Here is a 22,407-nt window from a genome sequence, read left to right as displayed (position 1 = left end):
GTCCGATGGAGTATGACCCGATCGTCCTGGACCCGACGGGCACGGATATTCAAGGTGAGAACGCGCGGATCCGCGAGCGCGGCCCGATCACGCTGATCGAACTGCCCGGCGGCGTGCCCGCCTGGTCGGTGACCGACCAGGCGATCCTCAAGGGACTGCTGGCCGATCCGCGCGTCTCCAAGGATCCGCGCCAGCACTGGTCTGCCTTCATCAACGGCGAGATCACCGAATCGTGGCCGCTGCTGCCGTGGGTGGCGGTGGACAATATGTTCACCGCCTACGGCGCCGACCACCGCCGACTGCGCAAACTGGTCTCCCCCGCCTTCACCCACCGCCGCACCACGGCCATGCGCGAGCGCATCGAGGAGATCACCGCGGCCCTGCTCGACGAACTGGCCGCCGAACCGGCCGACGCGGTGGTGGATCTGCGGGCGCGCTACGCCTACCCGGTGCCGATCCGGGTGATCAGCGAGCTCATCGGCATTCCGGACCATCTCGGCCCGGCCATGCACAAGTGCGTGGACGGCTTCTTCGACGGCACCTTCACCGCCGAGCAGGCGCAGGCCAACTATCTCGAAATGTTCCGGCTCGTCGGCGAACTCGTCGCCTTCCGGAGGGAGACTCCGGGCGAGGACATCACCAGCGTCCTCATCGGCACCCGCGACGACGACGGTTCGCAGCTGACCGACAAGGAACTCTGCGACACCCTCATGCTGGTCATCAATGCCGGGCACGAGACCACGGTGAACCTGCTCGACCAGGCCATCTTCGCACTGCTGAACCACCCCGAGCAGCTCGCCGACGTCCGCGCGGGCCGGGTGCCGTGGTCGGATGTGATCGAGGAGGCGCTGCGCTATCAGTCGCCGGTCGCGCATCTGCCGCTGCGTTATGCCGTGGAGGACATCGATATCGACGGCTTCCGCATCCCCAAGGGCGAGGCGATCCTCGCCTCCTACGCCGCCGCCAGCCGCGATCCGAAGATCCACGGCGCCGATGCCGACGCGTTCGACGTGCACCGCGCCACCAAGGATCAGCACGTCGCCTTCGGCCACGGCGCGCACCACTGCATCGGCGCTCCCCTGGCCCGGCTGGAGGCGGCCATCGCCCTGCCCGCACTGTTCGAGCGCTTCCCGGACATGCGGCTGGCCGCCGAACCATCCGGGTACGAGCCCGTGGTCAGCTTCGTGTCCAATGGTCACCAGCGCCTGCCGGTGCGGTTGCACGCCTGACGGGGGATGGTGTGCGCCCCGCTGTGTATCGGCGCGGCGTCAGCTGGCGGCGGTCGCCGGGGCGAGACGGGCGGTGAACCAGTCGCGGGCGAGCCCGGCGACCTGATCGAGGGTGCCCTCCTCGACGAACAGGTGGCTGGCCCCGGGGATCACGCGGATCTCGGTCTCGCAGGTCATGGCCGCCTGCGCGCCGTGGTTCAGCTCCAGCACCAGCGGGTCGTCACCGCCGACGATGAGCAGGGTGGGCGCCTGCACGCGGGACAGTGCGGCGCCGGCCAGATCGGGCCGGCCGCCGCGCGACACCACGGTGCGAACGCCCAACTCGGGGTCGGCGGCCGCGCACAGTGCCGCGGCGGCGCCGGTGCTGGCCCCGAAGTACCCCAGCGCCAGGCCGTCAGTGCGGCTCTCCGTCGCGAGCGCGCGGGTCACATCGGCCAGTCGCCGCGCCAGCAGTTCGATATCGAAGACATTGGCGCGCGCGGCTTCCTCGTTCGGAGTGAGCAGATCGACCAGCAGCGTGCCGATTCCGGCCCGGTCCAGGACGGCCGCCACGTGCCGATTGCGCGGACTGTACCGCCCGCTGCCGCTGCCGTGCGCGAAGACGACCAAACCCATCGGCCGCTCCGGAATGGTGAGATGCCCTGTCAGCGTGGTCTTTCCGGAGGTGACGCGAATATCGTCGTCGCGTAGTCGCCGCCCGCTGTCGCGGGGGTCGTCGAATGTCATATCAGGCTCCCGATGAATGGGGTTCGGCTCCAGTACTTCTCGATAGGTTGTCGGCCGTGTACCGGCGGTGAATCCGATAGCGGTGGCTGATCCGCGGATCCGGGCGATACGACTCGCGGCCGACGGCAGCCTCGTGGTCGTCGACGAGGTCGCCACCACGGTACAGCCCGAAGCGGGTTCGGCAGCAGATCGCCGCCGCGTGCGTCGATACGAGGAGCCGCGCTGATCACAGCTGGCGGATACCCGCTCCCCCGCCGAGTACACGGTGGACGCAGTCAGGCGCGCGGAACGCGCAGCGCACGCACCCGTGCCGCCGCGATGAGCGTGATGATCCGGACGGTCATCATCTGGAGCGTCGTCCACCCGGTGTACGGGGCGGCCGCGGGCGGTGCGGGCGGGCGCGGGGTCGGTGCCGCCACCACCGGAATCGCCGGTTCGAGCGGTGTCCGGGCGGGTGGTTCCGGTGTCCGTACCGGAACCTGCGGCTCCGGCGGCGCGGCGACCGGTGGTACGGCAGCGGGCCCGAGCTCGAGCGGGATCCCGGGCGGTTCGGGCACGGGCAAGAGCAGTAGACAGGTCAGCAGCGCACTCCCGGCAGCCGCACTACCCACCACCACGCTGCCCGCCCCCGACCCGCTCGACCCACCGCCGACGAGCAACCCGGGCAGCAGCGACCCGGACCCGCCCGACCCCGCCACCGACCCCGCCGCCAGTGCGGCACTCCCGAGCACAGCGCTGCCCGCACACGCGGTGGCCACACTCCCGGGCTCGAACCCCAACAGCTCCCCTGCCGTCCCCGCCACGTCACCGGTGACATAGGCGGCATCGGCCGCGCCGATCGCGATATCGCCGCCGCCCCCATCGGTGTCCACATGCCCGACACCCGCCCCACCGGGGGACACGGCGCTCCCACTGCCGATCGACAGCGGAAGTACGCCACTTCCACCACCACCATCCGCCACGCCGTCGGGTGATTCAGGATCACCGTCCGTCGGGAGACCGTCCGACGCTCCAGCACTACCCGACGCCCCAGCATGACCGAAAGGCTCGACGCCGCTGGATGGTTCGGTCCCGCCCAACTGCCCCGGGCCGCCGGGGGATTCGGGGCCGATCGAAGCGCCGGGGCCACCGAGGGATTCGGGGGCGGTCGAGAGCGCTGTGATACCGCCGAGTTCGGGCGCACCGGTACTGTCGGTGGCACCGCTGTCCGCCCAGGTGGCGGCGCTGCCGGAGCCGAGTTGCAGTGGGCTGCCGGTGGTGGCGTCGCCAGTGTCGGGCGGGACGAGATTGTCAGCGCTGTCGGGCATGGTGCCGCTGCCTGATGCGCTGCCGGTGATCAGCTCGCCCAGTGCGGGCAGCTCAGTCGAGAACGGCGTCGCGCTCGGGCCGGGGTCGGCGGGCAGTGGAGCCGGGTGCAGCACGAGCAATACTGCGGCGAGTGGCAGTGCCCGGCCGAATCGCCGTGCCGCGGCGGGGATTCGGCCGCCTGTCGAGTCGGTTGTCATCTGCGGGTCCGTTCCGCTAGTCGCCGGATTCGAAGCGCGTGCGTGCCAGTTCGAAGGCATCCGTCGGCACCACGTTCGCGCCCGAGAACGGCTGGTCCAGCTGGTAGACCGCGAGGATCACGCCGCCCACCACCAGCCCGAAGAGCGCGGTCATGATCACGCTGCGCCGGGTGACCACGACCCCGGAGAGCACGGAACCGCACAACAGCATGGCGGTGGCCAACCACAGTGCGAGATAAAGGAATCGGGGCATGCGGTACTCGGCGGTGAGGGCGCGTTCGAACCGGGCCTCGCCCACGGTGTCGAGCGCGTCGAGCGCGTCGGCGCGGGCCGCGACCACCAGCGGATCGGTCGAGCGCACCGCCTCCACGGCCGCTTCCACGTCGTCGAGCAACTCCTGCGCGGTGGCGCTCAGCCGCCCCTCGGCGGCCATGACCGCCCACTCCCCCGACATCACCTCGTCGGTGTAGTCGCGCACCAGTTCGCGCACCCGGGCGCCCTCGGCCTCGGGCAGATCGCCGGCCGCCGTGTGGACTTCGATGAGCGCCTTGGCCTCCTCGACGGTGTGCGCGTGCGCGTTGTCGTACTCCTGCCAGGCGATCACCACCACGAAGGCCACCACCGCGGCGAAGAACATGTTCACCAGGTCCAGGACGAACGAATGCCCGGACTCCTCGTCCTCGTGCCGCCACGACTCGGGCCGCAGCCGGTCACCGACCAGGAACACCGCCACCGCCACACCCGCGAACAGGATCGGCACGACGACGGGCACGATCAAATCCAGCGCCATACAACGGTATTCGCGACACCGGACCGCGCGGATCGAACCGCTTACCGACCAGGGTCGTCGCCTCCGCGGAAACAGACCGTCAGCATCCTTTTATCCCAGGTGATCGCCACCGCGCCGTTCTGGTCGGTCGGGCACCGCGTTCCGTCGAGGCTGTTCTCGAAGACCGCCGTCACCTGCACCACATGCGGTCCCGGCGTGGCGCAGTCCACCTTGACCGGATCGTTCATATCCGTGGTCTCATAACACATTCCGGCACGCCAGTCGTAGGCCAGGCACAGGTGGTAGTTGTAGTTCCCGGCGCGGTCGCGGCTGCTGGCCTCGACCTTGTACAGCGGACCGGTGCACGGCTCCGGCCCGGTCTGCAACACCCGGTAGTTCGCGGCCAGCGAGGTGCACTCCGCGGGTTCCGGCGGATCGGTCTCGTCCGGCGGCAGCGCGACGCAGTCCCCAGGCCGCAGCAGGGTGAGCGGATCGGGTTCGATCACGGTGGTGGTGCCCGGTGTGGTCGGCACCGGCGCGGTCGCCGGGACCAGCCCCGGTGCGGCCGGGAGCGCCGTTCCCGCGATCGTCGCACCGGGCAGCGACCGGCCCACCAGCGCGGCCGTCACCGCGATCACCACCAGCGCCACCACCGCCAGCGCGGTCCACAGTCGCCGTGCGTTCTTCGCATCCATCCGTCGTATCCCATCCAGCCCGCCGCACCCCGGATGACGCCAGAACCAGCCCCCCGGTATCCCCAAGCTATCAGCCGAGGACGACAGTCCGACCACGGTCGTCCCACGGCAGCGCACCGTCCACGCTCGCGTCCACCCGCAACCCGTCGACGGTGATATCACCGCCGTGATTGTCCAGAAAGGCGATATCGGAGGCATCGCGCCCGGTGGCGATGCGGACCATGGTCGAGCGCGGGGCCAGCCCGGTCGGATCCAGGGCCAGCCATCGGCCGTCCACGTACGCCTCGGCGATGGAGTGGAAGTCCATCGGCACACAGCCCGGCGCGTACACCGCCGCGACCCGGGCGGGCACACCCACCGCTCGCAGCAGCGCCACCACCAGATGGGAGAAGTCGCGGCACACCCCGGCCCCGCCCAACAGCGTCTCCACCGCGCCGTCGCTGGGGCCGCTGCTGCCGGTGACATAGCGGATGCGGGTGCCGACCCACTCCGCCACCCGGTCCGCGGTTCCGGAATCGCCTATGCCCAACCCGAATTCGGCCGCCGCGAAGCCGAGCAGCCTATCGGATTCGGCGAACCGGCTGGGCCGCAGATACAGCGCGAGGTCGTAGTCGGTGATCGGCTCCGGCGTCGCCGTCCCGCTCACCACGGCGCGATAGCGCACCCGCAGCTCGCCCGCGCGGGCGCCCAGCACGTGGATGCGGGTGCCATGCGATCCGCTGATCTCGCGGGCCAGCACGCCGCGTCCGTCCAGTTCGAACCGCAACGTCTCGGCGAGTTCGATACCGGGCCGCCGGGCGACGGCGATCTGGAATTCCAGGGCGGTGTCCGCGTGCACGCGGACGTCGATATGGGCGGAAACCACGCGCCTCACCCCGCTATCGTCGCATGCCGCCCGGCGCCGTCGCCGCCGGTTCGGCCGCCCCTCGGGGTCGAACGGTATTCCGCTGCTGTTCACGTCCCGTTGGGCGCGGAGGTGCCATCGGGAACACCGCGCCCTGCACGATCGGCAGCGTGCGCATTGTGCAGCTGGCGAACTTCTACGGTCCGCGCTCCGGTGGCCTGCGGACCGCGCTGCACCATCTGGGGGACGGCTACGCGGCGGCGGGACACGAGGTCGTTCTCATCGTGCCGGGGCCGCGCCGCGCCGAGGAGGTGCTGCCGTCGGGGACGCTGCGGATCACCGTGCCCGCCGCGCGGATTCCGTTCACCGGCGGCTATCGGGCCGCCGATCCGCGCCGCGTCGCCGATGTGCTGGCGGGTTTGCGTCCCGACGCGCTGGAGGTGTCCGATCGGCTGACCCTGCGCGGTTTCGGGCGCTGGGCCCGCTCCCGCGACGTGGCCTCGGTCATGATCTCGCACGAGCGCCTGGACCGGCTGCTGGGACAGGTGCTGCCCGGTCCGGCGGCCCGGCGCGCCGCCGATATCGCCAATCGGCACACCGCCCGGAATTACGACATGGTGGTCTGCACGACCGCGTTCGCCCGCGCCGAGTTCGAGCGCATCGACGCGCCCAATGTCGAGATGGTGCCGCTCGGAGTGGATCTCGACCTGTTCAGCCCCCGCCGACACGACCGGCGGCTGCGCACCGATCTGGCCGCCGACCATCTGCCGCTGCTCGTGCACTGCGGCCGGTTGTCGGTGGAGAAACGGGTGGACCGCAGTATCGAGGCGGTCGGCGCGCTGCGCCGCGAGGGTGTGGACGCCCGGCTGATCGTGGCCGGGGACGGCCCGCGCCGCGACGCCCTGCAACGGCGCGCCCGCGGCATTCCCGCGCTGGCGGACGGCCGTCCCGCGGTGCACTTCGCCGGATTCATCGACGACCGTGAGGCTTTGGCGACGCTGCTGGCCACCGCCGACGTCTCGCTGGCCCCCGGTCCGCACGAAACCTTCGGACTGGCGGCCCTGGAGGCGCTCGCCGCCGGTACGCCGGTGGTGGCGAGCCGGTCTTCGGCGCTGGCCGATATCGTGACCGCCGACTGCGGCGCGGTCGCCGCCGACCATCCGGACGCCTTCGCGCGCGCCGTGACCGATGTGCTGGCCCGACCACCGGCCCTGCGCCGCGGTGCCGCGCGCACCCGGGCCGAGCAGTTCACCTGGCCCGCGGCGGTTTCCGGCATGCTGGAACTGCTGCGCGGGGTGCGCTAGTACCGCCGATGGGTGGCCACACCCGCCAGATAGGTCGTCCGCACCCCGATATCGGGCAGTTCGTCCGGCGGCACCGTGTACGGATCCACGTCCAGCACGACGAGGTCGGCGTACTTGCCGGGTGTGATCGAGCCGGTGATGTCGTCGGCGAACAGCTGATACGCGGCATCCAGGGTTTGGGCGCGAATAGCCTGCTCCAGATTGACGCCCTCGTCCGGGCCGAGCACGCGGCCCCGGCGGGAGACGCGGGTGATGGCGCACGCCATATTGTGCAGCGGCGCTTCGGGAGTGACCGGGCAGTCGTTGTGAAAGGAGATCCGCACATCCGCCTCGATGGCGGATCTGGCGCGCACCCAATGCGATTCGGGCTCCCACGCGGCGCCGTCCGCGTTGCCGTCGGTCGCGGTGTCGCCCCAGTAGTAGAGGTGGTCCATGAACAGCGAGCAGGTGACGCCGAGCTGGTTGGCGCGCCGGAACTGCTCGGGCGTCATGGCCCCGCAGTGTTCCAGCCGCAGCCGGTGGTCCGATCGCGGATATGCCCGCAGCGCCTGCTCGTACGCATCGAGCACCAGGGTCGCCTCGTCACCGTCCTGGGCGCGGCAGGCCAGCTGCCAGCCGTCCGGGTGGTAGGCACGCACCAGCTCGCTTAGTCGGTCGGCGGTGTGCCGCGCGGTGTCGGGTGCCCGCAGCAGTTTGATGCCGATCTGGCGGAACATGTCGTCGCCGTTGTCGCGCGGGCAGATGGTACCCATGGCGGGTGAGGCGGTTTCGTAGGCGCGCGTGCGCACCTTGGCGAGCCCGCGCTGATACAGCCGCGCGGTGCGGACGCGGATCTCGTCGGTGAAACCCATATCGCCGCACAGCGTCACGCCGCGGGCGGCGAAATGCTCGTGCTCGCGCGCCAGCAGTCCGATCGCCGGATCCGGATGGTCGGCGACGATGCGATCGGTCACCGCCGCGATGGCGGGCTCCTCGTACGCCTTACCGGTGAGCATGCCGTACCGGTCACGTTCGAAATGTCCGCCGAACGGATCGGCCGTATCCTCGCTCAGCCCCGCCAACCGCAGCGCCGCGCTGTTGGCCCAGGCGATCCGGCCCGCGTTCTGCCGGATGACGATCGGCCGGTCGGGTACGAGTTCGTCGAGCCATTCCCGGGTGGGCTCCGGAAAGCCCGGCTGGAGTTCGGGGTCGAGTCCGTGGAACAGCAGCGCGCGTCCGGGCCGCGCCGCGCGCACCGCCTCGTCCACGAGGGTGCGCACCTGCGCGGCGGTGGCACAGGCCGTCGGCCGGATATCGATGACCGATTCGCTGAACAGGATCTGGTCCCGCGTCGGATGGGTGTGCGGCTCAACGAATCCCGGCAGCAGACAGCGGTCGTCGAGTTCGATCACATCGGTGCCGGGACCGCGCAGGGACAGCACCTCCCGGCCGCCGACGGCGAGTATGCGCCCGTCGCAGACCGCGACGGCGGTCGCACCCTCGGTCTCCGGATCGACGGTGATGATCGAAGCACCGGTGAAGATGAGATCGGCCGTGTCCATCGGGACGCTCCTCGTGCGCACTCGATCCGCGCCGCACCATTGCTGCGCGGTAGCTGGTTATCCAAGGATGCGCCGACACGGTGACGTTCGCGGTGGAATCGCCGATAAACCGGTGGAGGACGCGGTCTTTCGTCCGGTTCGCCGGTATGTCGCTCGGCGGCGAGACGGCTCCTCGGCACCATCGTCCCTTCTGGGGGATTCGTCACGCTCGCAACGATTTCGATACGATTTCCACACGAGAAGGGCTGTCTCGCCGCCCGACCGTCACCCGACAGTGGCCGCGCCGTGCCCGAATCGTCTGTATTGTCGAATTCACGGTAAAAACGGTTCGGGGATAGGCAGTTTCGATGAATGAACCCGAATTCTTCATGCCTTTCGCATCGGCGGGACACAACCCCGCCGAGGCCGAGGCGGAGAAGGCGATGTGGCAGTGGCTCGAGCACTACGACCTGGTGCCGACCGAGCCGACGCGGCGGCGGATGGAACGCACCCGCCCCGCCCGAATGTACGCACTCTGGTGCCCGAAGGCCGGACCGGAAGACCTGGCACTACTCAGCCAGTACACCGCCTGGGCTTTCATCGTGGACGACCAGTTCGATATCGAAATCCCGGACCCCGGGCGAACTTTGCACACCATCACCGCCCTGAACGCGGTCTACGACGGTGACGACCCGCCCTCGGGCGTGCTGGCCGTCGCGTTCGCGGAGCTGTGGCGGCGGCTGTGCGCGGGACGCTCCACCGCGTGGCGGGAGGCGGTGCGCGCGGAGATCCGCGCCTGGCTGTGGACCTACTACACCGAGAGCATCGGCCGCCGCACCGGCCACCTGCCCGAGATGGACACCTATCGGGCGCATCGGCGAGATTCGGTGGCGCTGTTCGTGTTCCTGGATATCAGCGAGATCGCCGAGGGGGTCGACCTGTGCGCGGCCGCCCGCCAACTGCCCGCCATGCGACTGCTGCGCGAAGCAGCGGTCGAACACATGGGACTGCTCAACGATGTGCTGTCGGTCGACTCCGACGAGGCATCGAGCTATCTCTACAACTCGGTGCTGTTGGCCGAACATCACTACGGGCATACGCGATCTCAGGCGCTCACGCTGGTGAACAGCATGCTCACCCAGCTCATCGACCGCATGACCACCGCCATCGAACGGCTACCGACCGAACTCGACGCGGCCGGCATCACCGGGCGAGATCGCGCCGATACGCTCGCCACCGCGCAGAACTACACGGTGTACGTGCGAGCCAATCTCGACTATCACTACCAGGCGGCGCGCTACACCAGCGCTCCGGCGGAGGCTCTCGAACACGGATCGCCGCTCGGCTGAGCCGCGGTATCCGGGTGGGAGTTGCCGAACTGAAACCTGGTGACGTACCGCGCCACCGGGCTCCGATGGGACGATGGGCTTCTTCTACGCATGGCCGCCGAGTGCAGCCGAATGCGCCCGAGGAGGCCGTGTCCGAGCGAGTGGGACCGATTATGCGAGCCTCGAATTCGATCAAACATCTGGTGGGCCAGCGTCTGCAGGGCACCCGCGGAGCGGCCCCCGCCCGCGCGGCGATCACCGCGCCCGATACCGATCACCCACGCCCGGTGGAGATCTCGCCACACGGGCCGAGTGTGCGCGAACCGGCAAGCGGTGAGCGAGCGGCCCGCAGACAGCTGGCCGACGCCCGCCACGCCATCGAACCGGTGCTGCGTGCCGCCGTGGCATCGCTGACCGATCCGCTGGATCGCATGGCGGGCTATCACTTCGGCTGGTGCGACACCACCGGCGCGCCCGCCCCGGGCGTCCAGGGCAAGGCATTTCGCCCCGCCCTGACCTTCGCGGCCGCCGCGGCCTGCGGCGGCCGCGTCGAGGACGCCGTCCACGCCGCCGCGGCCGTGGAACTGCTGCACAACTTCTCGCTGGTCCACGACGATGTGATGGACGCCGACGACACCCGCCACGGTCGCCCGACCGTCTGGCGCGTCTGGGGCGAGACCAATGCCACCCTGCTCGGCGACGCCCTGCAGGCCCTGGCCCTCGGGGTCCTCTCCGACGGGGTGCCCGAGGCGGTGACCGCCGAGGCCGTCATCCGCCTGGCGCGCACCACCGTCGCCCTCTGTCAGGGCCAGTACGAGGATTGCGCCTTCGAAACCCGCTCCAGCGTGAGCGTCACCGAGTACCTCGCCATGGCGGCGGGCAAAACCGGTGCGCTGCTGGGCTGTTCCTGTGCCCTGGGCGCGCTCTGCGCCGGCGCCGACCATCGCACGGTCTCCGCCATGCACACCTTCGGACGGGAACTGGGCCTGGTCTTCCAACTGGTCGACGACGCCATGGACATCTGGGGCGACCCCGCCATCACCGGCAAGCCCGCGCACAGCGACCTGCTGCACCGAAAACAGTCCTATCCCGTGGTCTGCGCCCTCAGCTCCGACACCGCCCCCGGCCGCGAGCTCGCGCGCCTGTACCGCAACCCGCATCCGATGACCGCCGAGAAGGCCGCGCGTGCGGCCGAACTCGTCGAGGCGGCGGGCGGACGGCAACGCACCCTGCACCGCGCGGCCACGGCCATGCGCTCCGCGCTCGCGGCGCTGCCGCCGGGGCTGGCCACCGGGGACCTCACCGCCCTGGCCCAACTCGTCGCCCACCGCAATCGCTGACCGGTAGCCGCGGTGCCGCTCACCGCACCCGCCGCGCGATGAGCGTGGCGATCTCGAGGGCGGCACCGCACACATCCCAGGCCACCGCCGCCTCCCGGGGCGCGTACTCGAGGTGGATGGTCCCGCCGGACGGCACCGCGACCCAGATCCGGCAGTTGCGGTAGCCGCCGTAGTTGCGCTCGTCCACCAGGAAGGCCGACCTGCCCTCGACGCGCAGGGTGCGGAAGTGCTCGTGGCCGCGGTGCGCCTGTTCGAGTTTGGGGTAGCTGTACCAGGGTTCGGGAACGAAATACATGTCGACCGGCGCCGGTGCGGTGCCGAGGGTGCGCCAGCGGCAGAACGCGTCGAATTCCCCCGGCTGCTCCGGACTGCCGAATCCGAAGCGGGCCAGATCCTCCCGCCCGAGCACGACGCACTGGTGGTGGACGAGTTCGGCCGCCGTCCACGGGGGCGAAGGCCGTGGTTTCTTCTCCGGTCCCGGAATGCTGGGCGTGGGGTTCGCGGGCTCGGGGTGTCCCTCGACCGCACACCCGGTCGCCAGCACAGCCGCGAGTATCGCCGCCGCCATGGCCGCCCGCACTCCACCGCGCATGTTCCCAGGCATGGTCACCCTTCCCGGCTTCCATGACAGCAGACCGCACCCGCCTCGCGCATCCCTCGGACCGATCGCCCGCCCTCAGTCCGGCTGGTCGCGCACCGCGTCGCTTCAGTCCGACTGGTCGCGCACCGCGTCGCTGAGGCGCTGGAGCGCACGCAGGAACGCCGTGCGGTCGGCCGGGGTCAGTTGGGACAGCAAGCGCTCTTCCCGCTCCTGGATCTCCCGCTGGGCGCGATCGCGGATGGCGCGCCCCTCCGGGGTCAGGGACAGCAGCCGGGCGCGGCGGTCGGCCGGGTCGGGGGTGCGGGTGATGAGGCCGCGCCGCTGGAGGTCGTCGAGCACGGCGATGATGCGGGTCTTGTCGGCGTTGATCCGTTTGGCCAGGGCGGCCTGGGTGTACACGGGGTCCTCGCCGAGGCCGAGCAGAACGGAGTAGCCCCACATGCTCAGGCCGTTGCGCTCGAGGATGGGCAACTCCTCCTGTACGAGGGCGCGGCCGAGGGGCGCCAGCATGGCGGCGAGATCGGGGCGCTTCACTTCCGGCATGGGAAGAAAATACCGCTCGACAGATAGTAAGCATGAACATACGATATGTACATGCTTACTTTTGACGCACTGACCACCCCCACCGATCTCGTCGCCTTGAACGCCCGCGCCGTCCGGGCCAGCAGCGCGGCCGTATCGCACTGCGGCCCGGCGGATCTGAGCAAACCGACCCCCTGCGCGGACTGGACCCTGCGCGACCTGCTCATCCATATGATCGCCCAGCACCGCGGTTTCGCCGCCGCCGCCCGCGGCGACGACAATCCGAACCACTGGCGCCCGCACCCGCTCGGCCCCGACCCGGTCGCCGACTACCGGGCCGCCGCCGATGACGTCCTGGACGCCTTCGCGGCCGACGACATCCTGGAACGCGCCTTCCCGCTGCCCGAATTCACCACCGAATTCCGGTTCCCGGGCACCCAGGCACTCACCTTCCATTTCATCGACTACGTGGTGCACACCTGGGACGTCGACCGAACCCTGGGCCGGACAACGACTTTCGACGACGACCTGCTCGCCGCCGCACTGCCGATCGCCGAATTCGTCCCCGACGACGCCTCCCGCACCGCCCCCGGCGCCGCCTTCGCACCCCGGCGCCCCTGGACGGGCGAGGCCACCCTCGACCGCATCGTCGCCCTCCTCGGCCGCTCCCCCCGCTGGCCCGCGTAGCCCCACCCGGCCGCTATGATCGGCGTCATGGGCACATACTGGCGCACCGTCACCCCGCCCCCGGTCGCGTGACCGGGCGCACCTGACGGCCTCCTCTCCGTAGTACCGCCGTGCGCGGCGGTACTGTCGTGCGCCCGTTCGGAATCCAGCTCCTATCGGAATTCGACGGAAGTTCACGACTGTGCCGAATCATTCCGCCGTTACGGCCGCGCGCCGGACGGCTGTTCAACCACGTTCATCCCGGGTCGGCGGAGCGCTGGCCATCCTGACCGCGGCGACGCTATGGGGGACCACGGGAACCGTTGCCACCCAGGCGCCTTCGGGCACTCCGGCCGCCGCGACCGGATCGGCCGGACTGCTGCTGGGCGGCCTGCTGCTCTACCTCACCGCGCGCGGAGTTCCGGCGCGCACCCGCCGCGAGCGGTGGCAGCTCGCCCTGGGTGCGGTGGCGGTGGCCGGATATCCGCTGACCTTCTATCCGGCCGTGCAGCGCACCGGCGTCGCCGTGGCCACGGTGATCGCCCTGGGCTGTGCTCCCGTCTTCGCGGGGGTGCTGGCCTGGGCCACCACCCGGACCCGCCCCGATACACGCTGGATGCTGGCGACACCGGCGGCGGTGACGGGATGCGCTGTGCTCGTTCTGGGTTCGACCACCGGGGGCGGTGTGGTCGATCCGCTCGGCGTGCTGCTGGCGGCGGGCGGCGGACTCGCCTACGCCTGCTACGCCCTGATCGGCGGGCGGCTCATCGCCGCCGGGCGCCCCGCCGGTGCGGTCATGGGGGCGATGTTCGGCGGCGGGGCGCTGCTGGTGCTGCCGGTGGTGCTGGCCACCGGCCCGGCCTGGCTGCTCGCGCCGCGCGGTACGGCGGTCGCGATGTATCTGGCGCTGTGCACCACCGTCCTGGCCTACCGGCTGTTCGGTTACGGGTTGCGCCACACCACATCTCAGACCGCCACCACCCTGACCCTGGTCGAACCGGCGGTGGCCGCCCTGCTGGGCGTCGTGGTGCTGCACGAACGGCTGAGCGTGCTGTCCCGATGCGGGATGGCCGTCCTCGTCCTCGCACTCGTCATCCTGGCCGCGCCCACCCGCGGGTCGAATCGGGCGGTGACGCGGCGAAGGTAGTGAACGCCTACCGCAGCGCCTGTTCCGCGCCCCGGTGCAGTGGCACCGGGGCAGTCTCGGCCGCGACCGCGCGGTCGATCCCCTCCGCGGCCGGATTCACCTGCTCCAGTCGGGATTTGCGGTCGAAGAGCACCGTGGTCAGCACGCAGGCCAGATCGGCGTCGATATCGTCACGCACCAGCAGCAGGTTGGGCACCACGATGGTCTCGACATCGGCGGGCAGCCCGTAGGCGGCGGCGGGAATGACGCCCTGCTCGTACACCGGGTTCACCGCACGCATCTCGTCGAGCAGTTCGGTGATGTCGAGGAAGCGCACCTCGTCGCGGGCGGTGGTGAACAGGTCGGTGATCCCCGGGGTGGGCAGCCCGCCGGACCAGAACATGGCGTCGATGGAGCCGTCCTTCATCCCGTCCACGGTCTTGGTCAGATCGAGCCGCTGCGCGGCGACGTCGGCGTCCGGGTCGAGTCCGGCCGCGGTGAGCAGCCGCCGCGCGATCACCTCGGTCCCCGATTTCGGCGACCCCGTGGAAACCCGCTTGCCCCGCAGATCGGCCACCGAACCGATATTCGCGTCGGCCCGCACGATCACCTGCGTGTAATTGGGGTAGATCCGCGACAGCGCCCGCACCGGCTGCTCCCCCTCGAAGCTGCCCGTCCCGCGCACGGCGTCGGCGGCGGTGTCGGCGAGGGAGAAGGCGACCTGGTAGGTGCCCGCCACCAACTGCTGGATGTTCTGCACCGAGGCGCCGGTCTCGGCGGCGGTGGCCTTGACCGTGCCGTCGGTGGCGTCGGCGATCTGTTCCGCGTAGGCGTTGCCGAGGGCGAAGTAGACGCCGGTGGCATTGCCGGTGGCGATGCCGATGCGGGTGTCCCGGTTCACCTCACAGGTGATCTCGCCGCCGGTATCGGCCTGCGGACTGTCCTGTCGCCCACCGCATCCGGTCAGCAGGGCGGCCGACATCGCGGCCACCGCGGCGATCGTCACGACTGTTCTCATGGTGTGCCTCCTGTCGGATCGGCGACGCGCGCCGGGGGAATGTCGTTGGCGGACAGTGGATCCCGGCGCAGCACCCGGGTGAGCAGCGCCGCCGCGGCGAGCAAGGCCGCGCCGATGGCCAGCGTGATCGGGCTCGGGTACAGCAGAATCAATCCGGCCAGTCCGGCCAGGACCCGTGCCGCCCACCCGGCCTCGCCGACGCCGAGCACCCAGCCGCCGGTGGCCATGGCGAGGGCGGCCACCCCCAGCGCCACCATCAGACCGGTGGCCGCGATCTCCAGGAGCGGTCCACGCCCGAGCAGCCGCTCCCCCGTACCGGTGAGCACGAAGACCATCGGCACCAGGAACGCGGGCAGGGCGTAGCGCAGCGTCTGCCACATGGTCGGGATCGGTTTGGCCCCGGTCACCGCCGCCGCGCCGACCGCGGCCAGGGCGGTCGGCGGCGTCACCTCCGACAGCACCGAGTAGTAGAAGACGAACATGGCAGTGGCGGGACCGGAGACGCCCAGGGACAGCAGGGCGGGCGCGATGATCACCCAGCCGATGACGAAGGAGGCCGTCACCGGAATGGCCAACCCCAGTAGCGCCAGCGCCACGGCGGCCAACACGACGGTGCAGGCCAGCACCACGGTCGCGTTGTCGGAGATCGCCTCCGCCGTCCGCACCAGGACGCCGGCCAACTGTGCGCCGAGCCCGGTCTTGGTGGTCATGGCGGTGATGATGCCGGCGGCGGCGCACACCGCCACCACGGGCAGGGCGGCGCGGATACCGCCGGACAGGGCGGTGAAGCATCCGACGGCGAATTCGCGCAGCATGCCTCGCCGCGTGGCCGCCGTAGGCCACTGCCGCACGGCGCGGTCGACGACGGCGAGCAGGAAGGCGAGCGCGGTGGCGTACACCACCGCCTTGGTCGCCGTGAACCCCAGCAGCATCAGCACCACGATGGCGAGCAGCGACAGGAAGTGATAGCCGAAGCGCGCCAGCAGTTTCCACGCCGACGGGCCGGCGTCGCCCGTCGGTGCGCCGTCGTCGGAGCCCCGGCGGTGGAACCGGCGCGCGTCGATCTCGACCGCCAGCAGAATGCCCAGATAGTAGAGCAGGGTCGGGATCGTCGCCCACAGCAGCACCGTGAGGTACGAGACCTCCAGATATTCGGCCACGATGAAGGCCGCGACCCCCAGCGTGGGCGGGGAGAGGATCGCGCCTACACCGGCCGCGGCCAGCATGCCGCCCGCCTGTTCGGGCCGGTAGCCCGCCTTACGCAGAATCGGCCAGGTGACCGCGCCATTGGTCACCGCGGTCGCGGTCCCCGATCCCGAGACCGTGCCCAGCAGGAATCCGGAGGTCACCGCGGTACGGCCCGCCGCCGTCCGGGACCGCCGGAACGCCGCCACCGACAGCTCTACGAAAAAGCGTGCCGCACCGGAGAATTCGAGCACCGCACCGTAGATGGTGAACAGCGCGATATAGCTGGCCGCCACATCCAGCGGGGTGCCGTAGAATCCGCTGCCGGAGTTGTAGAGCGCGTCCACGATCTGGTCGAAGTCGAGTCCGGCGTGCGCCACCGACCAGTGTTGCGGCAGCAACCCGCCGTAGTAGCCGTAGGCCAGGAACAGCGCGCACACCAGCGGCAGCACCCAGCCCGTGGTGCGGCGGCACGCCTCCGCCACGAGCAACAGCACCAGCGCACCCATGGCGATATCGACGGGATCGAGCAGCCCCTGCCGGTCGAGGAAGGCATCGTAGCCCCCGCCACCGGATCCGATGGTCAGCGGCAGCACCGGATACAGGCACACCAGCAGCGCCAGCACGGCCAGCAGCCAATCCCAGGGCGCGGGCCCGTGCGCCCGGTCGACCCATCCGGTACCCCCGTCCAGGTACCGCCACCCGGAGCGATAGCTCAGGAAGACCAGCGGCAGGGTGACCGCGAGAAAGACCACCAGGTAGAACTGGCTGCCCTGCGGCAGCGGCCGAAACACCTGCCACAGCACCAGAATCGCGATGGCGAACCCGCTGAGCGCCACGAGGCGCTCCGGCCACCCGGACAGGGTCCGCGCGGGCCGCTCCTCATCGTCGACACCCAATTCGGCCGGCGTCGCAAGATCTTTCGTGGCCGACATGGCGAGAAGATATCAGCGCGACCATGCCGCGCGGCCGGTTTCGGACAGGGCGGACGGCACACGATCCGTCCGACGCCCCGGAACCGGGCACTACCGGGCCGCTGCCTCACGGCGGGTCGCCGCCGGCGTGCTGCCCCGGTCGCGGCGAGTCGCCGCCGACCGAGCCGCGGCTGACCACACGGCGACCGACGCCGAAGGTGCAGCAGCAGGTGAGCCAGAGTGCGCCGAGGATCCAGCCCGCGAGCACGTCGGTGGGCCAGTGCACGCCGAGGTAGACCCGGGACAGGCCGATGGCCGGCACCAGCGCCAGCGCGGGCAGTGCCAGGCGTGCCCACCCGCGCACGTGCGGCAGCAGGGCCACGACCACCACGCCGATCACGACGAACGAGCCCAGGCTGTGGCCCGAGGGATACGACAGGCTGCTCTCGGTGGCCAGCCGCCCGTTCAGCGGCGGGCGCTCCCGGCCGACGAGCCGTTTGCCGACCGCCACCAGCACCGCGGCGCCCAGGGTGGCGACGCCGACCAGTACCGCGGACTCCCACCACCGCCGCCACGCGAATCCCACGCACACGACCGTCGCCAGCAGTGCCATGGTGAGGGTGTCGCCGCAGGTCGTGATCACCCGGGCAGCCAGTGTCATCCCATCGGATCGGAAGTCGACCGCCCAGTCGTGCAGGGCGGTATCGACATCCGTCGGCCCGGCCGCCCGCATCACCACGGCGGTGAGCCCACTGAACACCGCACCCAACAGCAGCATGACGGCGATACCGAGATAGACGCGGCGCTGGCCGACGGGCCCGGGCCGAGCGGTCGACGGGGCGGACACCTGCTGCGACGGCGATGGGGACGGCACACCATCGACAATGCCACGAATTAGCTGAGAGCGGCTGAGAGGTCCGGTATCCGGTCCGGTCGCCGGTAGGGTCGACCACATCCGAGCAGCACGGTTGTGGAGAGAACGGCGGTGATGCGGGTGCTTTCCTGGTTCAGCGAGGTTCGCTGGGTGTATCGACAGCGACGGGTGTGGTTACTGCCGACCCTCATCGTCGGGGCGGCGGTGCTGCTGTCCTGGCTGGTGCCCTATCTGGACCGGCTACTGGCCGACGCCCTGGCCGAACTGCCCCCGGGGGATTTCGCGTGGAAGTTCGACCCGGCCATCATGGCGACCGTGCTCGCGGCGGTGGCGTCGGGCACCATCGCTTTCACCGGCTTCGTGTTCTCGGTCCTGCTGCTGGTCATCCAGTTCGGCACCGGGACCATGTCGGCGCGCTTCGCACCCCGCCTCACCCAGGACTGGGTGCTCGGCGCGTCCCTGGGCACCTTCATGGCTACCTTCGTGTACACACTGCTGGTCTCGGTGCGGCTGGCCGCGCGCCTGGAGGACTACGAGCCGGTGCTCTCCTCGGTGGTGGCGATCGGGCTCGCCCTGGCCAGTGTGGCGCTGTTCTTCGCGCTGCTCACCCGGGTGGTCAACTTCCTGCGCCTGGTCAAGGCCCTGGACCGGGTGTCCCGCGCCGGAGCCCGGACCGCCGCCGCCGTGCACCCGAATCCGTATGGGAGCGAACCGGATTCCGGCAACGCCGCGGACGGGCCGCCGGATCGGGTGCTCCGGCACACCGGCCGCGCGGGCGTGCTGCTCGGCTTCGACGACGACGATATCGCCGAGCTCGCGCGGCGGGCCGACTGCCGGATCGTGGTGGTGCCCGCGGTCGGGGATTTCGTGCTGCCCGGTGCGCCGCTGTTCGACATCCGCGGTGCGACCCGGATTTCCGAGCGCAAGCTGCGGCGGCACGTCGTGGTCGGCATCGAACGGGTGGTGGACGCCGACCCGGCCTTCGCGCTGCGGGTCATGGTCGATATCGCGATCAAGGCGCTGTCCCCGGCCGTCAACGATCCGACCACGGCGGTGCAGGCGCTCGACCACATCGGCGCGCTGCTGCTCGACCTGTCCGGGCGCCAACTCGGCGTCACCCGCATCCGCGACCGTGACGGCCGGGTGCGGCTGACCCACCGCACCTCCGAGTGGCCGGACTACCTGTCCCTGGCCGTCGACGAGATCCGCTACTACGGCCGCGATTCCCTCCAGGTGGTGCGCCGCCTGCGCGCCCTGTACACGGATCTGCTGCGCGCCTGCCCACTCGAGCGCACCCCACCGGTGCTGGAACGCTTGGCCGCCATCGACGCGGACACCGCGGCCTTCACCACCGCCCTGGACCGAGCGGTCGCCGCTCAGGCCGACTGGCAGGGCCTCGGCGGTCCCCCGCCCTTCACCACCGCACCGGCCCGCGGGGACTCGGCATCCAGCCCGACGGTGTGAGGCGGCACGATATGAGTCGGCGCGGTGCGAGCACCGCGACAGTCGGGGAGCAAGCGGACACCTTCTCCGGTCGCACCAGCCCCACCCGGGCGGCCCGCTCCCGCCCACCCGCGCGTAGTCGACGGCTGAGGCGGCCAGCCCTCAGCCGGAATGCTCATCCTCGGCGGGCCGGGTGCCGGGCGATACGCGGATCACCCCGGCCTCCAGGTCGAGGTCCACGCGCGGCCGATGAGTCTGCCCGCCGCTGTCCTCGCTGTTCTCATTGGTCAGCTTCTTGCCGGGGAACAGTTCGCCCATGACGCCCATACCTCGACCATAGCCCGCCCAGACCATGACGACCCAGCGCACGGCCCCAGCGCACGGCGTCACAGCCCACGACATCCCAGAGCATTGCCCGCCCAAGTCACGGCCGCGGCCGCTCACTCCGTGCGCAGGGTCAGGCCCGGGTTCTCCTCCAGCACAGCGGCGACGGGCTGGGCGATCAGGCCGGGGCCGAAGTCGGCGGAACCGGCGGTGATCGGCTCGCGCACCGGGCACAGCGCCAGGTTCACCGACGGCACATTGCTGGAGATGCCGAGGGCCTTGGTGCCGGTGAGCACCGGGCCCCCGCTGTCGCCGGGCAGGGCGCAGGCGTTGGTGCGGAACAGCCCGGTCAACTCCACCGCCGGGGTGCGCCGGTGCTGGTCGCTGACCCGGCTGGTCACATCGACCTCGCGCACCACACCGCAGGTGAAGCCGGTGGTGGCCCCGGACTTGCAGATCGGCGCGCCCACCACGGGCGTGGCGACCCCGTCGACCCGCAGCGAACCCTCCCCGGGCACGCGAACCTCGTTGTTGGCGAGTCGATCTCGCGCACCGTCGGCGATCGCGACGACGGCGTAGTCCCGGCCGCCGAAGACCGATCGACGGAATCCGCCCAATCGCTCACCGTAGGGGCGGCCGGGAATCCACTCGTATACGCCTGCCGCCGTATCGGTTCCGGCCGCGGCGGGAGCCGGATCGCAGTGTCCGGCGGTGATGTTCACCGGGCCGCCGCCGCTGTCGGCGCCGTGGAAACCGAACGAGCAGTGCGCACCCGTCGAACCCGCCACGGCCACATAGGGATCGGCCGCGGCGACGCTGCCGCTCGGGGTGCGCGGGGTATTGCGCCAGTAGTCCTCGGCTCCCGGCGTGGTCTCGGGCGCGGGCCCGGTCTCGGGCAGCGGACCGGTGGAGCCGAGCCCCGCACTGCCGGTCGGCGCCAGCGGTGCGGCCACCGGCCGCGCCTGCACCACCACGCTGTCCGGCGCGACGAACGGCGGCATGACCACCCCGGCCCGCTCCACGCGCACCACGATCCGATTGCCGACCACGTCGATCCCCACCCCGTGCACCGCCTCGGCGACCTTACCGGGCTGTTCGGCCAGCCATCCTTCGAAGGCCGACTTCTCCCGCCCCAACTCCACCTCGCTGCGGTCGGCGGTCCGCACCTCGAAACCGGCGGCCCGGGCCGCCCGCCGGGCCGCGTCCGCACCCTCACCGGGGGTCAGCGCCGCGACCGGGGTGGCGCCGTCCAGCCAGGCTCCGGCGAAGGCCAGCGGATAGCGCTGCCGCGCGTCGGCGGCGAAGCCCGCCACCCGCTGTCCGAGCTCGGCGCGCCGCAGGTACTCCCCCGCCGTCAGCCCCAGATCCCGCCCGACGGCGTCGGTCAGCCCCGCGGGCAGTGCCGGTTCCGCCCTCGCCGCATTTCCGGGGACGGTCAGCGCCAGTCCGGCGGCTGCGGCAATCGCCATGCGGCGCAGCGGAATCGAGACGACGGCCGATCGGGTGCCCGGCGAGCGCGATAGACCCATGAGACAAACAGTAGAGTCTGTTTGTGACGCGGGACACAACCGCGAGCCCGCGTGTCACGGGCCCCGCGTCACACCGGGCGCATCACCACGATGCCCGGGGTACTGCGCACGTACTCGCGGAACGGTGAGTCGACCACTTCGTTGTGCTCCGCCAGCGAGGACGCGTTGCGGAAGACCGGGCCGGACGGTGTCATGACGAAGAAGCCGACATGGGTGACGTCGAGTCCCGCCGCGTCGGCGTACGCGCCGATGTAGTCGCCGGTGCGCAGCTGGGCGATCACGGCATCGTCCACCGCGTCGCGGGGAATGTAGGTGATGGCGCGGTCGACCACCGGCAGACCCGGAAGATAGGTTCCGCCATCGGCTTTGGCGTTCAGGTGCTTGTCCACCGTGACCGCCGCCGCGCTCACCGAGGCGGTGATGTCCGTGGCGGCGATGCGCTCGGTGTGCGCCCAGTCGCTGAAGAAGTGCTTGCGGTGCGCGAAATCGACCCGCCCGTCGGTGTAGCGGGTCCGGATCAGATTGTCCACGAACTGGTCCCGGTCGGCGGAGCGGCTCAGCGCCGTCACATAGTCGAGGTAGGTGAAGCAGTCCAGCGCCCGGAAGTCGATCACCAGCTCTTCGGGCCGGTCGGCGGAGCCGATGAGCATATTCGCCCGGTACGGGGTGCCCAGGAACTCGCGGGAGAGCAGTTCCAGCATGTCGCCCGCGCTCCGCTCGCCCGCGCCCGCCCGCACCCGCAGCAGGTCGTCGAGCTTGCCGGAGGTGGTGTCGTCGAGGGCCGGAGCGGCCGTCGCCACCGTCGGGACGAATGCGGCACCGCACACCAGGGCCAGCAGCAGGAGCAGGACACGAGCGAAGTTGCGCAAGACGCCTCCAGCGGATTCGGTACACAAGCGACATCCACCGTAGTCCTGGCCCGGCGGACCCGGTACTGCCGTCACA

Annotated in this window: 20 protein-coding genes and 1 pseudogene; 7 read left to right on the top strand and 14 right to left on the bottom strand. The window is 70.8% G+C overall.

The features are described from left to right. Positions 1-5 precede the first annotated feature (5 nt). Positions 6-1,229 (top strand): cytochrome P450 family protein, encoded by a 1,224-nt coding sequence (locus tag FOH10_RS08035; RefSeq protein WP_143980253.1) that lies wholly within the window; start codon positions 6-8, stop codon positions 1,227-1,229. Between the two features lie 39 nt (positions 1,230-1,268). Here the strand turns inward: FOH10_RS08035 and FOH10_RS08030 are convergent. The 5 genes and pseudogenes from FOH10_RS08030 to FOH10_RS08010 all read right to left on the bottom strand — a co-directional run. Then, a pseudogene (locus FOH10_RS08030) lies at positions 1,269-1,919 on the bottom strand (dienelactone hydrolase family protein); the annotation flags it as partial. 311 nt (positions 1,920-2,230) lie between these two features. Beyond that, complete coding sequence (locus tag FOH10_RS36040; protein WP_143980251.1) at positions 2,231-3,460, bottom strand: hypothetical protein; 1,230 nt, start codon at positions 3,458-3,460, stop codon at positions 2,231-2,233. A gap of 16 nt (positions 3,461-3,476) precedes the next feature. Next, positions 3,477-4,250 carry a bestrophin-like domain gene (locus FOH10_RS08020; protein WP_244961781.1) on the bottom strand — a complete coding sequence of 258 codons (774 nt, stop codon included), beginning with the start codon at positions 4,248-4,250 and terminating at the stop codon, positions 3,477-3,479. A 41-nt stretch (positions 4,251-4,291) separates the two neighbouring features. Next, positions 4,292-4,924: an LppU/SCO3897 family protein gene (locus FOH10_RS08015; RefSeq protein ID WP_039812179.1), complete on the bottom strand. Its 633-nt coding sequence runs from the start codon at positions 4,922-4,924 to the stop codon at positions 4,292-4,294. 70 nt (positions 4,925-4,994) lie between these two features. Beyond that, the gene (locus tag FOH10_RS08010; RefSeq protein WP_039812176.1) at positions 4,995-5,798 is read right to left on the bottom strand and encodes a transglutaminase-like domain-containing protein; all 804 of its coding nucleotides are present in this window, start codon (positions 5,796-5,798) and stop codon (positions 4,995-4,997) included. 140 nt (positions 5,799-5,938) lie between these two features. On the opposite strand from FOH10_RS08010, the gene FOH10_RS08005 reads away from it, so the two are divergent. Next, the gene (locus FOH10_RS08005) at positions 5,939-7,072 is read left to right on the top strand and encodes a glycosyltransferase (protein WP_143980250.1); all 1,134 of its coding nucleotides are present in this window, start codon (positions 5,939-5,941) and stop codon (positions 7,070-7,072) included. Here FOH10_RS08005 and FOH10_RS08000 read toward each other — a convergent pair. After that, positions 7,069-8,613, bottom strand: coding sequence for an amidohydrolase (locus FOH10_RS08000; RefSeq protein WP_143980249.1), 1,545 nt, complete (start codon positions 8,611-8,613; stop codon positions 7,069-7,071). The two genes, FOH10_RS08005 and FOH10_RS08000, sit on opposite strands and share 4 nt — an antisense overlap. Before the next feature lie 347 nt (positions 8,614-8,960). Between FOH10_RS08000 and FOH10_RS07995 the strand changes: the two genes are divergently transcribed. Further along, on the top strand, positions 8,961-9,941 hold the full coding sequence (locus FOH10_RS07995) for a terpene synthase family protein (RefSeq protein ID WP_143980248.1): 981 nt from the start codon (positions 8,961-8,963) through the stop codon (positions 9,939-9,941). A 152-nt stretch (positions 9,942-10,093) separates the two neighbouring features. After that, a complete protein-coding gene (locus tag FOH10_RS07990) occupies positions 10,094-11,260 on the top strand; it encodes a polyprenyl synthetase family protein (RefSeq protein ID WP_143980247.1) in 1,167 nt (388 codons plus the stop codon). A 19-nt stretch (positions 11,261-11,279) separates the two neighbouring features. Here FOH10_RS07990 and FOH10_RS07985 read toward each other — a convergent pair whose 3' ends face one another. Next, positions 11,280-11,864: a DUF3558 domain-containing protein gene (locus FOH10_RS07985; protein WP_244962054.1), complete on the bottom strand. Its 585-nt coding sequence runs from the start codon at positions 11,862-11,864 to the stop codon at positions 11,280-11,282. 102 nt (positions 11,865-11,966) lie between these two features. Next, positions 11,967-12,404, bottom strand: coding sequence for a MarR family winged helix-turn-helix transcriptional regulator (locus tag FOH10_RS07980; RefSeq protein WP_143980245.1), 438 nt, complete (start codon positions 12,402-12,404; stop codon positions 11,967-11,969). 45 nt (positions 12,405-12,449) lie between these two features. On the opposite strand from FOH10_RS07980, the gene FOH10_RS07975 reads away from it, so the two are divergent. Both FOH10_RS07975 and FOH10_RS07970 read left to right on the top strand, forming a co-directional pair. Next, a complete protein-coding gene (locus FOH10_RS07975; protein ID WP_425326133.1) occupies positions 12,450-13,070 on the top strand; it encodes a TIGR03086 family metal-binding protein in 621 nt (206 codons plus the stop codon). 181 nt (positions 13,071-13,251) lie between these two features. Continuing rightward, positions 13,252-14,196 carry an EamA family transporter gene (locus FOH10_RS07970; RefSeq protein ID WP_143980243.1) on the top strand — a complete coding sequence of 315 codons (945 nt, stop codon included), beginning with the start codon at positions 13,252-13,254 and terminating at the stop codon, positions 14,194-14,196. A 7-nt stretch (positions 14,197-14,203) separates the two neighbouring features. Here FOH10_RS07970 and FOH10_RS07965 read toward each other — a convergent pair whose 3' ends face one another. The 3 genes from FOH10_RS07965 to FOH10_RS07955 all read right to left on the bottom strand — a co-directional run bounded on the left by FOH10_RS07965 (position 14,204) and on the right by FOH10_RS07955 (position 18,166). Next, entirely contained in the window at positions 14,204-15,193 is a 990-nt protein-coding gene (locus tag FOH10_RS07965) for a TAXI family TRAP transporter solute-binding subunit (RefSeq protein WP_143980242.1), read from the bottom strand. Then, the gene (locus FOH10_RS07960; RefSeq protein ID WP_143980241.1) at positions 15,190-17,313 is read right to left on the bottom strand and encodes a TRAP transporter permease; all 2,124 of its coding nucleotides are present in this window, start codon (positions 17,311-17,313) and stop codon (positions 15,190-15,192) included. The genes FOH10_RS07965 and FOH10_RS07960 overlap by 4 nt, the downstream gene beginning before the upstream one ends. A 106-nt stretch (positions 17,314-17,419) precedes the next feature. Next, a complete protein-coding gene (locus FOH10_RS07955; protein ID WP_244961778.1) occupies positions 17,420-18,166 on the bottom strand; it encodes a phosphatase PAP2 family protein in 747 nt (248 codons plus the stop codon). A gap of 150 nt (positions 18,167-18,316) precedes the next feature. Here FOH10_RS07955 and FOH10_RS07950 point away from each other — a divergent pair, with 150 nt between their 5' ends. After that, positions 18,317-19,630 carry a DUF2254 domain-containing protein gene (locus FOH10_RS07950; protein ID WP_186000759.1) on the top strand — a complete coding sequence of 438 codons (1,314 nt, stop codon included), beginning with the start codon at positions 18,317-18,319 and terminating at the stop codon, positions 19,628-19,630. A 141-nt stretch (positions 19,631-19,771) separates the two neighbouring features. Here the strand turns inward: FOH10_RS07950 and FOH10_RS34740 are convergent, their stop codons facing one another. The 3 genes from FOH10_RS34740 to FOH10_RS07940 form a co-directional block, all read right to left on the bottom strand. Continuing rightward, positions 19,772-19,936, bottom strand: coding sequence for a hypothetical protein (locus tag FOH10_RS34740; protein ID WP_186000758.1), 165 nt, complete (start codon positions 19,934-19,936; stop codon positions 19,772-19,774). 113 nt (positions 19,937-20,049) lie between these two features. Beyond that, positions 20,050-21,462, bottom strand: a complete 1,413-nt coding sequence (locus FOH10_RS07945; RefSeq protein ID WP_244961775.1) for a S1 family peptidase — start codon at positions 21,460-21,462, stop codon at positions 20,050-20,052. Between the two features lie 68 nt (positions 21,463-21,530). Then, positions 21,531-22,331, bottom strand: a complete 801-nt coding sequence (locus FOH10_RS07940) for a DUF1460 domain-containing protein (RefSeq protein WP_143980239.1) — start codon at positions 22,329-22,331, stop codon at positions 21,531-21,533. Between the last annotated feature and the right edge of the window lie 76 nt (positions 22,332-22,407).

It is taken from the genome of Nocardia otitidiscaviarum, from assembly GCF_007362295.1.
GTDB lineage: Bacteria > Actinomycetota > Actinomycetes > Mycobacteriales > Mycobacteriaceae > Nocardia > Nocardia otitidiscaviarum.
Note: the sequence above shows the minus strand (reverse complement) of the source record. Positions and strands in the feature narration are given on the sequence as shown.